Genomic DNA, 14403 nt, shown 5'->3' with positions numbered 1-14403 from the left:
GCTCCTCGATGTAGGCGGCGGCCTCGGCCGCGCTGTCGAAGGTGCGGTAGGCGGCGGTCGGGATGCCGTATTTCTGCATGAGGTTTTTGGCGAACACCTTGCTGCCCTCGATGCGGGCGGCGGCCCTGTTGGGGCCGAAGGTGCGGATTCCCGCGGCGTTCATCGCGTCGACCATACCGAGCGCGAGCGGGTCGTCGGGCGCGACGACCGCCAAATCGACCGCGTGCTCCTTTGCGAACGCGACCATCCCGTCGAGGTCGGTCGCCTTGATGGGGACGCACTCCGCGTCGGCGGCGATGCCGCCGTTTCCGGGCGCGCAGTAGATGGTTTCCGCCCTGGGGTTCTCGCGGAGCTTGCGGATAATCGCGTGTTCGCGCCCACCTCCGCCGACTACCAAAATCTTCATGAGGCCGTCCTCCTGTTTTTATTATCTCATATCCGGTCGCGCCGGGAATTTTTTGCCGCAGGGAGGCGCCGCCGCCCGCAATCCCCGTGGATTGTAAGGCGGACCGGCACCGCGCGGCGGGAAATTCAGCGGCGCGCCTTAATGATGGAACAACCGGATGCCCGTAAAGGCCATTGCGATGCCGTATTTATCGCAGGTCTCGATCACGTTGTCGTCGCGGATCGAGCCGCCCGGCTGCGCGATGTAGCGCACGCCCGAACGGTGGGCGCGCTCGATGTTGTCGCCGAACGGGAAAAACGCGTCCGAGCCGAGCGAAACGCCGTCGAGCCTGTCGAGCCACGCCCGCTTCTCCTCCCGCGTCAGCGGAACGGGGCGCTCGGTGAAGAACTGCTGCCACGTCCCCTCCGCCAGCACGTCCATCCAGTCGTCCGAGATGTACACGTCGATCGTGTTGTCCCGGTCGGGTCGGCGGATGTCCGCCCTGAAGGGCAGGCCCAGCACCTTTTCATGCTGGCGCAGCCACCAGATGTCCGCCTTGTTGCCCGCAAGGCGGGTGCAGTGGATGCGGCTCTGCTGGCCCGCGCCGATGCCGATGCACTGGCCGCCCTTGGCGTAGCAGACCGAATTGGACTGGGTGTATTTGAGCGCGATCAGCGCGATCACGAGGTCGCGCTTCGCGTCGCCGGGCAGGGTTTTGCAGTCGGTGACGACGTTCTCCAGCAGGGCGTCGTCGATCTTGAGCTCGTTGCGCCCCTGCTCGAAGGTGATCCCAAAGACGTCCTTGTGCTCGACCGGCGCGGGGGTGTAGGCCGGGTCGATTTTGACGACGTTGTAGCCGCCCTTCCGCTTGGTTTTCAGCACTTCGAGCGCCTCGCCGGTGTAGCCGGGCGCGATGACGCCGTCGGACACCTCGCGCGCGAGCAGCTTCGCGGTCTGCACGTCGCAGACGTCGGAGAGCGCGACCCAGTCGCCGTAGGAGGACATGCGGTCGGCGCCGCGGGCGCGCGCGTAGGCGCTCGCGATCGGGCTGAGCTCGATGTCGTCCACGAAGTAGATCTTCTTTTCCACCTCGGTCAGCGGCAGGCCGACCGCCGCCCCGGCGGGGCTCACATGCTTGAACGACGCCGCGCTGGGCAGTCCCGTCGCGGCCTTCAGCTCCCGGACGAGCTGCCAGGAGTTGAACGCGTCGAGGAAGTTGATGAAGCCGGGCTTGCCGTTTAACACCTCTACCGGCAGCTCGCCCTCCTCCATAAAGATGCGCGCGGGTTTCTGGTTGGGGTTGCAGCCGTATTTCAGTTCCAGTTCCTTTGCCATGCCGCCGTCCTCCTCAGTGGTTTTTGTTGACGATGCGCGTCTCGCAGGTCCCCGCCGCCACGTCGATGTAGCGGACGAAGAGGGAGACCTTGTTCTCTTCGTTGAGGTTCTCCCAGAGCGTTTCGGTGAAGGCGTCGATATCCCCCTCGACCGCGACCTCCTCCGGTTCCCCCTCAAACGAGGGGATCGGGTTTCCGTCGCAGCGGTAGGTGTGGATAAAATGCCCCTCGCCCGGGCGCGGGTCCCAATACTGGAAGAAGTAGCGGCGCACCGAAGAGGGGTCGCCGTCCGCGCTCTTCAGGATCGAGAGGCGGTAGTCGAAGCCGTGCAACAGCCCCGACACGCGCGGGGTATAGTTGGGGGCGTCCGGCTCGAAGGTGCGGGTGCGCAGCGCGTCCGCAAAGGAGCCTCCCCTCGAGAGGAAGTCATAGACCGTGTCGGTCTGGTCGCCGTTGGTGACGATCGTCGTGCCGCCGAGCACCCGGACCGGCGAATAGATGATCAGCGACGGGTCGGAGAGCTTTGCCGGGTCGAACGCCTCGGTGCGGATGCCCTCCCCGTCGGTGACGAAAATCCGGTTGCGGCTGTTTTCGCTGCGCCCCATGATGAAATAGGCGGCGACGGCGTGCTTTCCCTCCGCACTGCGCCCGAGCAGGATGCCGCGGCCCGGGTAGGCGTTCTCTCTGAGCAGCTTTGCAATGTCCTGTTTCATTTCATTCCCTCCAATTGTCCGCTGCATACCAATTCCAGCGCCTTCGGGAGCAGCACCCATTCGGCCTGCTCCATGACGCGCCTCTGTAACAGTTCCGGGGTGTCGCCCGGCAGGACGTCGACCGCCTTCTGTAAAATGATCTGTCCGCCGTCGGTCACCTCGTTGACGAAGTGCACCGTCGCGCCGGTGACCTTCACGCCGTAGGAGAGCGCCGCCTCGTGCACATGCAGGCCGTACATCCCGTCCCCGCAGAAGGAGGGGATGAGCGCCGGATGCACGTTGATGATCCGGCGGTCGTAGTTTTCGACGACCCTGCTCCCCAGCACGTAGAGGAAGCCCGCCAGCACGACATAGTCCGCCCCGAACCGCTCGAGCGCCGCGAGGATCGCCTCGTCGTAGTCGCCGCGGGAGGCATATGCCTTCCGCGCGACCACCTCGGCGGGGATGCCCGCCTTTTTGGCGCGCTCGAGCGCGAAGGCGCCCTCCTTCGAGGAAATAACGCCGGCGAGCTCGGCGCTCGGCAGCTCGCCGCGCGCCTTCGCGTCGATGAGCGCCTGCAGGTTGGTCCCGCCTCCCGAAACGAGCACCACCACCCGTTTCAGCATAGCTCGACCCCCCGCTCGCCGTCGTCGACATAGCCGATCACCTTGGCGCGCTCGCCGTGGTCGCTGAGGATTTCGACCGCGCGCTGCGCGTCGTCCTTGCCGACCACGAGCACCATGCCGATGCCCATGTTGAAGGTGTTGTACATGTCGTGCTCGGAAATCCCGCCGATCCGCTGGATCATGTCGAAGAGGGGCAGGCTCGTCGCGAGCCGCTTGCTGACGAGGGCGCGCTTGCCCTCGGGCAGGGCGCGCGGGATGTTCTCGTAGAAGCCGCCGCCCGTGATGTGGGCGACCGATTTGACGGCCAGGCGCTCCATCACGGCGAGCACCGGCTTCACGTAGATGCGGGTGGGCGCGAGCAGCGCCTCGCCGAGCGTCGCGCCCAGCTCGTCGTAGTAGCGGTCGAGCACGCCGGGGGCCTCCACGTCAAAGACCTTGCGCACGAGGGAAAAGCCGTTGGAGTGCACACCGTTGGATCTGATGCCGACGAGCGCGTCCCCCGCCGCGACGGTGGTGTTGTCAAGGATTTTGGCCTTGTCCACCGCGCCGACCGCGAAGCCCGCGAGGTCGTATTCGTCCTCGGGGTAGAAGCCGGGCATCTCGGCGGTCTCGCCGCCGGTGAGCGCGCAGCCCGCCTGGACGCAGCCCTCCGCGACGCCCGAAACGATCTGGGCGATCTTTTCGGGGACGTTTTTGCCGCAGGCGATGTAGTCGAGAAAGACGAGCGGCTTCGCGCCGCAGCAGATGATGTCGTTGACGCACATCGCCACGCAGTCGATGCCGACGGTGTCGTGCTTGTCCATCAGAAAGGCGAGCTTCAGCTTGGTGCCGACCCCGTCGGTGCCCGCGCAGAGCACCGGGTTGGGCATCCCCGCCAAATCGAGCTCGAAGAGGCCGCCGAACCCGCCGAGGCCGCCGAGCACGCCGCCCGTCATCGTGCGCGCCACATGCGATTTCATCAGCTCGACCGCTTTGTATCCGGCGGTGACGTCGACGCCCGCCGCCTTGTAGCTCTCGGAATAGCTGTTGTTCATGCCTGTTCCCTCCGCTTGGCCTTTTCGCTGAGCTTGTGTTCAAACTTGTCCTTCGGGGTCTCGTCGGGCACCTCGATCGGGTATTCGCCCGTGAAGCAGCCGACGCAGAAGCCGCAGTGCGCCCCGCGGGCGATCTGCTGGACCCCCTCGACGCTCAGGTAGTGGAGGGAGTCGACGCCGATCGTCTCCGCGATCTCGGGGATCGTCATCCTGCAGGCGATCAGCTTGTCGCGGCTGTCGATGTCGGTGCCGAAGAAGCAGGGATTCCGGAAGGGCGGCGCGGAGACGGCGAAGTGCACCTCTTTGGCGCCCGCCTCCCGCAGCAGCCTGACGATCCGCCCGCAGGTGGTGCCGCGCACGATCGAATCGTCGATCAGCACGACCCGCTTGTCCCGCACCGTCTCTGCGATAACGTTGAGCTTGATGCGCACCGCGTTTTCCCGCTGGCCCTGGGTGGGCTGGATGAAGGTGCGCCCGACGTAGCGGTTTTTGATGAAGCCGACCCCGTAGGGGATGCCCGACTCGCGCGAATAGCCGAGCGCCGCGTCGAGGCCCGAATCGGGCACGCCGATGACGACGTCCGCCTCGATCGGGTGCTCTCGGTAGAGGATCCGTCCGGCGCGCTGGCGCGCCTCGTGGACGCTCACCCCCTCGACCACCGAGTCGGGGCGCGCGAAGTAGACGTATTCAAAGACGCAGAAGCTGCTTTTGCCGCCGCAATGGGTGCGGATGCTCCGGAGCTCCCCGTCCTCGGCGACCACGATCTCCCCCGGCTCGACGTCCCGCAAAAACTGCGCGCCGATGCTGTCGAAGGCGCAGCTCTCGGAGGCGAAGGCGTAGCCGCCCTCCGTTTTGCCGATGCAGAGCGGCCGGAAGCCGTTGGGGTCGCGGGCCGCGATCAGCTTTTTGGGGGACATGACGATGAGCGAATAGGCCCCCTTGAGGGTGTACATCGCCTTGGCGACCGCCTCCTCGATGCTCGGGGAGAGCAGCCGCTCGCGGGTGATGATATAGCTGATGACCTCGCTGTCGTTGGTCGTGTGGAAGATCGCGCCGTTCATTTCGAGCTGGCGGCGCAGGTCGGGGGCGTTGACCAGGTTGCCGTTGTGGGCGAGCGCCATCGTGCCCTTGCAGTGGCGCACGACGAGCGGCTGGGCGTTGACGACGCTGCCGTTGCCCGTCGTCGAATAGCGGCAGTGGCCCACCGCCATATTGCCCTGCCCGAGTCTTTCGAGCACGTCCCGGTTGAAGACGTCGGGCACAAGGCCCACGTTCTTGTGGCAGTTGATGACGCCGTCGTCGTTCACCGCGATGCCGCAGCTCTCCTGGCCGCGGTGCTGGAGCGCGTAAAGCGCGAAATAGGCGCTGGTCGCCACGTCGGTGCGGCTGTTTTCGTAGACGCCGAAAACGCCGCACTCCTCATGCAGTTCGCTGTACAAATCGATTCCCTCCATCGGAAATTCGTGGATATCCTTCATTTATTCGCCGAGCAGGCGGCGCATCACTTCGTGGTACGCGCCCTCGACGCCGCCCAAGTCGCGGCGGAAACGGTCCTTGTCGAGCTTTTCGCCCGTCTTGCTGTCCCAGAAGCGGCAGGTGTCGGGGGAAATTTCGTCGGCGAGGATGATCCTGCCGTCGGGGGTCTTGCCGAATTCGAGCTTGAAGTCGATAAGCTCGATGCCGAGGTCCTTGAGATAGGCGGCGAGCAGGTCGTTGATCCGGAAGGCGTAATCCGCGATCGTCTTGAGCTCCTCGGGGGTGGCCAGCTCCATCGCAAACACGTGGTAGTCGTTGATCATCGGGTCGCCGAGCTCGTCGTCCTTATAGCTGTATTCGAGCACCGTCTTGGCGAGCTTTTTTCCCTCGGGCAGGCCGAGCCGCTTGGAGAGGGAGCCGGCCGCGATGTTGCGGACGATGACCTCGAGCGGGACGATCGTAACCTTTTTAACGAGGGTCTCGCGGTCGGAGAGCTCCTCAATCAGGTGGGTGGGGATGCCGTTCTCCTCGAGCATCCTCATCAGGTGGTTGGAGACTTTGTTGTTGATGATGCCCTTTTCGGCGATGGTGCCCTTCTTCTGACCGTTGAAGGCGGTCGCGTCGTCCTTATAGGAGACGATGCAGGCGTTCGGGTCGTCGGTCGCAAAGACCTTCTTGGCCTTTCCCTCGTAGAGCTGTTCCCTTTTTTCCATTTCTGTTTCCTCCTAAACTCCTAAATATTTGAATCTTCCGATGATATTACGAATGCCGGCGGGGCGCTCAGCCGAGCTGCTCCTGGAGCTTGCGGTCCTTTTCGATGACGCCCTGCTTCATCTCTTCCTTCCTGACCGACAGCTTGTACGCGATCTCCGCGTCGGTCACGCCGATGATCTGCGCCGCGAGGATCGCCGCGTTCTGCGCGCCGTCGATCGCCACCGTCGCCACCGGGATGCCGGAGGGCATCTGCACCGTCGCGAGCAGGGCGTCCAGCCCGTCGAGGGTGGAGGATTTGACCGGGATGCCGATGACCGGCAGGGTCGTGTGCGCTGCCAGCACGCCCGCCAAATGCGCCGCCTTGCCCGCCGCCGCGATGATCGCGGCAAAGCCGTGGTCGCGCGCCGACGCCGCGAACTCGCACGCGAGCGCGGGGGTCCGGTGCGCGCTCATGACGTGGACCTCCACGCCGATGCCAAACCCCCTGAGGGTGTCAATCGCGCCCTTGACGACCGGCAGGTCGCTGTCGCTGCCCATGATGACCGCTACTTTCTTGTCCGCCAATTCCGACACTTCCCTTTCCATTTCCGTTTTCTGCAAATGAAAAACAGGCTGCGATCGCTCGCAACCTGCACTACTTCCGCGAAGGCATGGCGGACCCGCCCGCCGGGCGCCCCAAAAGGCCGCCTGCCAGCCGGATGCAGCTCTCCCTTGATGATCCGCATTCGCCCATCAGAAGAGCCATTTCCGCCACCTCCGCAATCAAAATACACTTTTAGTCTACAGGATTCCGCCGGCAATTTCAATTGGAAAATGCCGCGTTTTGAAAGATTGGAGGGTTGATTTAAAATGTACGATCTTGCAGGATCCTTTTTGTAGAATTGCACGACATGTCATACTCTTTCCGCCAGCGGTTTTTTCGCCGCCCGGAAACCCGCGGTTGAGGCGCGTTCTCAATGACCGGACCCTCCGCGCCAAGAGCCTATTTCATCTCGGTATACATGCTGTAGAGGCGGTGGTAGAGCCCGCCCTTCGCCATCAGCTCGGCGTGGGTGCCCTGCTCGGCGATCCCCTCCTCGGTCAGCACAAGGATGAGCTGCGCGCCGCGGATGGTCGTCAGGCGGTGGGCGATCGTGAAGGTGGTCCTCCCCTTTGCGAGCGTCTCGAGCGACTGCTGGACGATCCGCTCGCTCTCGTTGTCGAGCGCGGAGGTCGCCTCGTCGAGGATGAGGATGGGCGGGTTCTTGAGGAAGACCCGCGCGATGCTGATCCGCTGCTTCTGCCCGCCCGAGAGGCGCACCCCCCGCTCGCCCACGTAGGTGTCGTACCCGTCGGGGAACTCCATGATGAAGTCGTGCGCGCCCGCGAGCTTCGCCGCCTCGACAACCTCCTCGCGGCCCGCCCCCGGGCGGCCGTAGGCGATGTTTTCAAAGACGCTGCCCGCGAAGAGGTAGACCTCCTGCTGCACAACGCCGATATTCCTGCGCAGGGATTCAAGCGTGAGTCCGCGGATATCCTGCCCGTCGATAAGGATGCGCCCCCCGGTCACGTCGTAAAAGCGCGGGATGAGGCTGCAAAGCGTCGTCTTTCCGCCGCCCGACGGCCCCACGAGAGCCACGCTGTCCCCCGGGCGCACGTGCAGGTTGATGTCCGAAAGCACGCAGTGGTCGTCGTCCGAATAGTGGAAGTCCACATGCTCGAACGCGATGTCTCCCGCCACCTCCCTGAGCTCCTTCGCGCCGGGCGCGTCGTGGATGTCCACCGGCGCGTCGACCACCTCGAGGAACCGCTCGATGCCCGTCATGCCGCGCTGGAACTGCTCGGTGAACTCGACGATCCGGCGGATGGTGGTGAGCAGCGTCGTCACATAGAGCAGATAGGCCATCAGGTCGGCCGCGTTGATCCTGCCGTAAATCATGAAGAGCCCGCCCGCGATCATCACGGCGGCGTACATGATGCCGTCGAAGATGCGGGTCACGCTGCCGAAGCCCGCCATGTAGCGGTACTGCTCCCGCTTGATGTCGAGGAACTCCTCGTTGCCCCCGCGGAACTTTTCCCGCTCGATCTGCTCGTTGGCAAACGATTTGACCACCCGGATGCCGAGCAGGCTGTCCTCCACCTGCGCGTTGAGCTCGCCGATCTGGTTGCGCGATTTCTTGAAGGCGCGGCGCATGCGGGTGTTGAAATACATCGCGCAGAGGACCATCAGCGGGATGAGCGCGAAGATGATCAGCGTGAGCCAGAGGTTGGTGTTCGCGAGGATGAGGAAGGACACGACCATCTTGAGCGCCGCGATGAAGTACTCCTCGGGGCAGTGGTGGGCGAACTCGGTCACGTCGAACAGGTCGCTCGTGATGCGCGCCATCAGCTGGCCGATCTTGGTACTGTCGAAATAGGCGAAGGAGAGCCGCTGGAGATGCTCGAACAGGTCGCTGCGCATGTCCGTCTCGATGTGCGCGCCCATCACGTGGCCGATGTTCTGCATGTAGTAGTTGGCCGCCATGTCGATCACCCGCAGCAGCAGGTAGAGCAGCCCGATCTTCAGGATGAGCGAAACGGTGAGGCTCGCAAGGTCGTTCATGCCCAGGTCGGTGATATACCGCACCATCAGCGGCAGCACCAGCTCGCACACCGTCGTCAGCGAGGCGCAGAAGAGGTCGAGCGCCAGCACCCCGCGGTATTTCTTAAAATAAGGAGCGAACCGCCGGAGCAGTTCGCTGGTTTTGATTTGCCGGTTCATTCCGTACCCCTCTCTTTCCATCAGTCTATCTTAACACATCTTTTCACAAAATGCCATGCCCGCAAAATCGACAAATCGGAAGACCGTCCCCGCCCCCTCCTTTATGGATTTCGGCGCACAAAAAGAGGCCCGCCAAATGGCGGGCCTCTTTTTTCCTCTTATTTCCGCTCGCGCAGCGGGATGTATTCGGCGCGGGGCGCCACGCTCTGGTAGGCGGGGCGGATGATCTTGCCCGCGTTGCACAGCTCCTCGATGCGGTGGGCGCTCCAGCCCGCGATGCGCGCGATGGCGAAGATCGGGGTGAAGAGCTCGGTCGGCAGGTCGAGCATGCTGTAGACGAAGCCGCTGTAGAAGTCGACGTTGGCGGAGACGCCCTTGTAGATGCGGCGCTCCTCGCCGATGACCTCGGGCGCGAGCCGCTCGACGAGGGAGTAGAGCTCGTATTCCTTATCGAGTCCCTTCTCCTCCGACAGCGATTTGACGAACGCGCGGAAGATGTCGGCGCGCGGGTCGGAGAGGGAGTAGACCGCGTGGCCCATGCCGTAGATGAGGCCCGCGTGGTCGAACGCCTGCTTGTTGAGCAGCGCCTTGAGGTAGCCGCGCACGGCGTCCTCGTCGGTCCAGTCGGGCAGGGTCTTCTTCATGTCGTCAAACATCTTGACGACCTTGATGTTCGCGCCGCCGTGCCGCGGGCCCTTGAGGGAGCCGATCGCGGCCGCGATGGCCGAATAGGTGTCGGTCGCGGAGGAGGAGACGACGTGGGTCGTAAAGGTCGAGTTGTTGCCGCCGCCATGCTCCGCGTGGAGCACGAGCGCCACGTCGAGCACATTGGCCTCCAGCGCGGTGTATTTGCTGTCGGGGCGCAGGATGCGCAGAATGTTTTCCGCCGTCGAAAGCTCGGGGTCGGGCGCGTGGATGTAGAGGCTCTGCCCCTCGTGGTAGTGGTTGTAGGCCTGGTAGCCGTAGACCGACAGTAGCGGGAAGAGCGCGATGAGCTGGAGGCACTGGCGCAGCACATTGGGGATGCTGATGTCGTCGGCGCGGTCGTCGTAGGAATAGAGGGTGAGCACGCTGCGCGCGAGGGTGTTCATCATGTCGCGGCTCGGCGCTTTCATGATGATGTCGCGCACAAAGCTGGTCGGGAGCGTCCGGTAACGGGCGAGCAGGGCCGAAAAGTCCTTCAGCTGCCGTTCGCCGGGCAGCTGCCCGAAGAGCAGCAGGTAGACGGCCTCCTCGAAACCGAACCGCTTTTCACGGATGAATCCGGAGACGAGGTCCTTGATGTTGATGCCGTGGTAGAAGAGCTTGCCCTCGCAGGGGATGGTCGAGCCGTTCTCGTCCACCATGCTGGACTGGATCTCGGAGATCTCGGTGAGCCCGGCGAGCACGCCCTTGCCGTTGATGTCGCGCAGGCCGCGTTTCACGTCCAGTTTCTCATACAGCGCGGGGTCAATGGCGCTGCCCTTCCGGCAGAGCTCGGAAAGGTCCAGTATTTCCTGTGTAATCTCGGAATACGGATTGTTGGACGACATGTGTCACACTCCCTTTCTGTTTCTCTTTATGTATTGATTTAATAAATCACCTTATAATACAAAAAAATTGTGGACCATTCGTTTCCAAACATTGAATAACGCAAAGCCGCCTGTCGAATCGAATCTCGGCAGACGGCCATCCGTCATGGCGCACACGGCCGCGAGGCAGGGCCCGGCGGTCCCGGTTACAGCTTACAGGGGGACGAAACATTCCCCCAGTTTAGTATGAGGTTATTATATCACATTTTCCCCGTTTCGGCAACCCCGCTTGAAAAATCTTCCTGCTGAAAAAGAGACCGCCCGACGGGCGGCCTCTTTCTCCGGCGCATGCAAATCTTCGGGGAGAGGCTGGGCCGGCGCGCGCCGCCTACGCCCCGCCCGGCGCGAGACAGGGCGCGAGGTAGGCCGAAAAGGCGGAGGGCAGCGGATAGTCCTCCCGCAGTCCCCGGGGGTCGATCCACTCGAGCCCCTCCCCCGCCTGTGCCTCCTCGACGGTGACGCGGTAGCCGGTCATATGCCACTCGATGTGGGTAAAGATGTGCTTTGCCGGACCGAGCGGCTCCACCCGCAGCGGGGCCAGTCCCAGCGCGCGCGCCGCCTCGACGGCGTCCGCGCCGCCGAGCGCGCCCGGCAGGTTCGGCAGCTCCCACAGCCCCGCCAGCAGCCCCTTTGCCGGGCGGCGGCGCAGCGCGATCAGCTCGTCCCTCACGAGCAGGAGCACGGTGCGCTCTTCGACGCGGCGCGCCTTTTTCGCGGCCTTGACGGGGTAGGCGGTCTCCTTCCCCGCCGCGTGCGCCTCGCAGAGGCCCGCGAGCGGGCAGCGCCCGCAGGCGGGCGGGCCGTTCGGCGCGCAGACGGTCGCACCCAGCTCCATGAGCGCCTGGTTGAACGCCCCCGCGCGGCCGGCGGGAATGATCCCGCGCACCGTCTTTTCAGCGGCGCGCCTGACCGCGGGGTCGGCGATGTCGCTCCCGTCGGCCGTCAGCCGGGAGAGCACCCGCAGCACGTTGCCGTCCACGGCGGGCTCGGGCAGGCCGAACGCGATCGACGCGACCGCCCCGGCCGTGTAGGGGCCGACGCCCGGCAGCGTCAAGAGCGCCTCGCGGGAGGCGGGCAGCTCCCCGCCGTGGGTTTCCATGATGACCTTCGCGGCCTTTTGCAGGTTGCGGGCGCGGCTGTAGTAGCCGAGCCCCTCCCACAATTTCAAAAGCTCCCGCTCGTCGGCGGAAGCCAGCTCCGCCGGACCGGGCAGCGCGGAAAGAAACCGCGCGAAATATCCCTTGACCGCCTCCACGCGGGTCTGCTGAAGCATGATCTCGGAAATCCATACGCGGTAGGGAGTGACCTCCCGCCGCCAGGGCAGGTCACGGGCGTTTTCCGCGTACCAGCCGAGCAGCGGTTCGACGATCTCTTCCAGCCTCATGGCAGCTTCCGCATCCGTTCCACCAGCCTGCGGTAGACGGGGTACATCTCCGGTTCGCTGCTGTAGCTTTCGATCTCGCTGATCGGTATCCACTGCACCCCGCTGTTCTCGTCGCTCTTGACGGCCAGCGGCTGGTCCTCCGGCGCGGTCAGCAGGTAGGCGACCGACAGGTGCAGGTGGGTGGAGACGTATTTCCCCCGCTTGACGTGTCCCGGTACCGTCAGCACGTCCAGCCCCGCGATCTCCCGGGAGAGGGGCGACACCCGCAGGATGCCCGTCTCCTCGCGCGCCTCCCGCACCGCGACCGCTAGCAGGTCGGGCGCGCCGTCCGCGTGACCGCCCGTCCACGCCCACGAGCGGTAGATGTTGTGCCACACCATCAGCGTCTTGTCGCGCGTCTCGTTTACGATAAAGCCCGACGAGGTGATGTGTCCCGCGAGACATTCGCGGGTGAGCACCGTATCGGGAAAATGCTCGATCATCGAGAGGATGAGCGCCTGGTCGGCGGCCTCCTCCTCCCCGCGCGGCCGGTAGGCCGCGATCTGTTCACGGTAGTCCAACTCTGCTGTCATTCCTTTCGATAGAGCGGTTTCCCCGCCTTGATTGTCGCAAGCACCCGCAGGTCCTTAAGCTCCTCCGCCGGGACTTCCAGCGGGCTGCGGTCGAGCACGACCAGATCCGCCCGCTTTCCCGCGCGGATGGTCCCCTTCCAGCCCTCCTCGAAATACTGGTAAGCGGCGTTCGCCGTGACCCCACGCAGCGCGTCCGGCACCGACAGCCGTTCCTCCGGGCCGAGCACCGCGCCCGCCTTGGTGCGCCGGTTGACCACGCACCAGACGGTAAAGAGCATATCCGGCCGGATGACCGGCGTATCCTGGTGGAAGGTGTAGACGACACCTTCCCGGAGCGCGCTCGCGGCGGGGCTGATCTTTTCGGCGCGCCGCGCACCGAAGTTTTTGAGGTGCACATCCCCCCAGAACCAGGTGTGCGCCACGAAGAAGGAGGCGATCATACCGAGCTTCGCCATCTCGGCGAGCTGGTCCCCCCGCACGAGCTGCGCGTGGATCATCACCGGGCGAAGCCCCAGGTCCCCGCCCGCGACCTTTTGATAGGCGCTGATCATCTGGCCGCAGGCCGCGTCACCGTTGCAGTGTACAAGCTGCTGCACCCGTTCGTCCACCGCCTGCCGCACAAAGGCCTCCAGCTGTTCGTCGGTGTGGGCGGGGTAGCCCCGGTAGCCGTCCGTCGAGCCCTCGTAGGGCTCGCTCATCCAGGCGGTGCGCCCCTGCGGCGAGCCGTCGAGGAAAATTTTATACCCGCCGATACGCAGGTTCCCGTTGTACCGGCCGTACCACTCCGGGTTTTCCCACAGGAGCTCGGGACACTGCTTCTGGTCGAGGTAGCTCACGACGTCGAGCCGGAGCTTCCCCGCCTCCGACATCCCCCTGAGCAGCTTCCACTCGGACGGACGGGTCAGCCCGTCCTGCACTGTCGTGATGCCGTACCGCAGATAGGCGTCCTGCGCCAGCTCCATCTGGCGGAACCGCTCCTCCTCCGAGGGCTGCGGAACCGCTGCGGAGCGGGAGATGAACGCCGTCTCCTCCAGGTAGCCGTCCGGTTCCCGCGATCCGTCCTCCCTGCCGATCCGCCCGCCGTCCGGGTCCGGGGTGTCCGTTGTGATCCCCATTTCCCGGAGCGCCGCCGAATTCGCCGCCCCCATGTGCCCGGACGTGTGGGAAATCAGAACGGGATTGTCCGGCGCGGCGCGGTCAAGCGCCTCCCGGCAGGGGTGGCGGCGCTCCCTCAGGTCGTTGTGGTCGTAGCCGAACCCGACGATCCATTCGTCGGGCTTCACCTTCCCCTTTTTCCGGTGGTCCGCGATCCGCTCGACCACCTCCGAGATTTCACGGCATCCCTCGAGGGATACGAGCCCGAAGGTCTGCGCGTAGGAGGTGATATGGCTGTGCGAATCGATGAACGCGGGCATCAGCGCGCGGCCCCGCAGGTCCGCCCGCTCCGCGTCCGGGAAGGAAGCCAGCAGCGCCTCCTTCGTCCCCAGCTCCCGGATGATCCCGTCCTCCACGAGCACCGCCTCGGCGCGCCCGCCGCCCTCGAGCGTGAGGATGCTTCCGCCGTAATAGACCGTACGTTCCATGCCGTGCCCCCCTTTTTGTTTCCCCACTATTTTACCACAGCGCATCCTAAAAATCCAATCGAAAAACCGCCCGGCAGATGCCGGGCGGCCTGTCCGCTTTCCGCTATTGGAGCAGCGCCTTTTCGCCCATGGCCGCCGCGCATTCCTGGATGCGGCCGTATGCCTCCCCGTCCGAGTAGTAGGTCTTCCCGCCGAGGGAGAGCAGCGTCAGCGGCTGCGGGTCCTGCCCCTCGCGCAGACGGTCCGCGCCGGGGTCGAGGTAGAGCTTCACCTCCGAGCCGTCCGCGTAGGA

At 64.7% G+C, this 14403-nt stretch carries 13 protein-coding genes and 1 pseudogene; all 14 read right to left on the bottom strand.

All coding sequences use genetic code 11. From position 1 onward, the window contains the following. Nucleotides 1-406 (bottom strand): annotated as a pseudogene (locus RDM88_RS07930) (phosphoribosylamine--glycine ligase); the annotation flags it as partial. Nucleotides 407-544: 138 nt separating this feature from the next. Beyond that, nucleotides 545-1720, bottom strand: coding sequence for a phosphoribosylaminoimidazolecarboxamide formyltransferase (locus tag RDM88_RS07925; protein WP_308754324.1), 1176 nt, complete (start codon nt 1718-1720; stop codon nt 545-547). 13 nt (nt 1721-1733) lie between these two features. Then, nucleotides 1734-2432, bottom strand: a complete 699-nt coding sequence (locus RDM88_RS07920; protein WP_308754323.1) for an IMP cyclohydrolase — start codon at nt 2430-2432, stop codon at nt 1734-1736. Next, a complete protein-coding gene (gene purN / locus RDM88_RS07915) occupies nt 2429-3037 on the bottom strand; it encodes a phosphoribosylglycinamide formyltransferase (RefSeq protein WP_374045431.1) in 609 nt (202 codons plus the stop codon). The genes RDM88_RS07920 and purN overlap by 4 nt, the downstream gene beginning before the upstream one ends. Next, entirely contained in the window at nt 3031-4071 is a 1041-nt protein-coding gene (purM, locus tag RDM88_RS07910; protein ID WP_308754322.1) for a phosphoribosylformylglycinamidine cyclo-ligase, read from the bottom strand. The genes purN and purM overlap by 7 nt, the downstream gene beginning before the upstream one ends. Continuing rightward, a complete protein-coding gene (purF, locus tag RDM88_RS07905) occupies nt 4068-5525 on the bottom strand; it encodes an amidophosphoribosyltransferase (RefSeq protein ID WP_374045433.1) in 1458 nt (485 codons plus the stop codon). Before purF ends, purM begins: the two co-directional genes overlap by 4 nt. 24 nt (nt 5526-5549) lie before the next feature. Further along, nucleotides 5550-6260: a phosphoribosylaminoimidazolesuccinocarboxamide synthase gene (purC, locus tag RDM88_RS07900; RefSeq protein ID WP_308754320.1), complete on the bottom strand. Its 711-nt coding sequence runs from the start codon at nt 6258-6260 to the stop codon at nt 5550-5552. Between the two features lie 67 nt (nt 6261-6327). Then, the gene (purE, locus tag RDM88_RS07895; protein ID WP_374045432.1) at nt 6328-6798 is read right to left on the bottom strand and encodes a 5-(carboxyamino)imidazole ribonucleotide mutase; all 471 of its coding nucleotides are present in this window, start codon (nt 6796-6798) and stop codon (nt 6328-6330) included. Between the two features lie 445 nt (nt 6799-7243). Then, complete coding sequence (locus RDM88_RS07890; RefSeq protein ID WP_308754318.1) at nt 7244-9001, bottom strand: ABC transporter ATP-binding protein; 1758 nt, start codon at nt 8999-9001, stop codon at nt 7244-7246. A gap of 158 nt (nt 9002-9159) precedes the next feature. After that, nucleotides 9160-10533 carry a citrate/2-methylcitrate synthase gene (locus RDM88_RS07885; protein ID WP_308754317.1) on the bottom strand — a complete coding sequence of 458 codons (1374 nt, stop codon included), beginning with the start codon at nt 10531-10533 and terminating at the stop codon, nt 9160-9162. Between the two features lie 367 nt (nt 10534-10900). Further along, the gene (gene mutY, locus RDM88_RS07880) at nt 10901-11956 is read right to left on the bottom strand and encodes an A/G-specific adenine glycosylase (protein ID WP_308754316.1); all 1056 of its coding nucleotides are present in this window, start codon (nt 11954-11956) and stop codon (nt 10901-10903) included. Further along, a complete protein-coding gene (locus RDM88_RS07875) occupies nt 11953-12516 on the bottom strand; it encodes an NUDIX hydrolase (RefSeq protein ID WP_308754315.1) in 564 nt (187 codons plus the stop codon). The genes mutY and RDM88_RS07875 overlap by 4 nt, the downstream gene beginning before the upstream one ends. A gap of 8 nt (nt 12517-12524) precedes the next feature. Next, nucleotides 12525-14111, bottom strand: coding sequence for an amidohydrolase (locus tag RDM88_RS07870; protein WP_308754314.1), 1587 nt, complete (start codon nt 14109-14111; stop codon nt 12525-12527). A gap of 103 nt (nt 14112-14214) precedes the next feature. Next, nucleotides 14215-14403 (bottom strand): hypothetical protein (locus tag RDM88_RS07865; protein WP_308754313.1); only part of this gene is annotated, 189 nt, incomplete at its 5' end.

Source organism: uncultured Anaerotruncus sp., from assembly GCF_902490045.1.
Lineage (GTDB): Bacteria > Bacillota > Clostridia > Oscillospirales > Ruminococcaceae > Anaerotruncus.
This window is presented reverse-complemented; position numbering and strand designations above follow the sequence as displayed.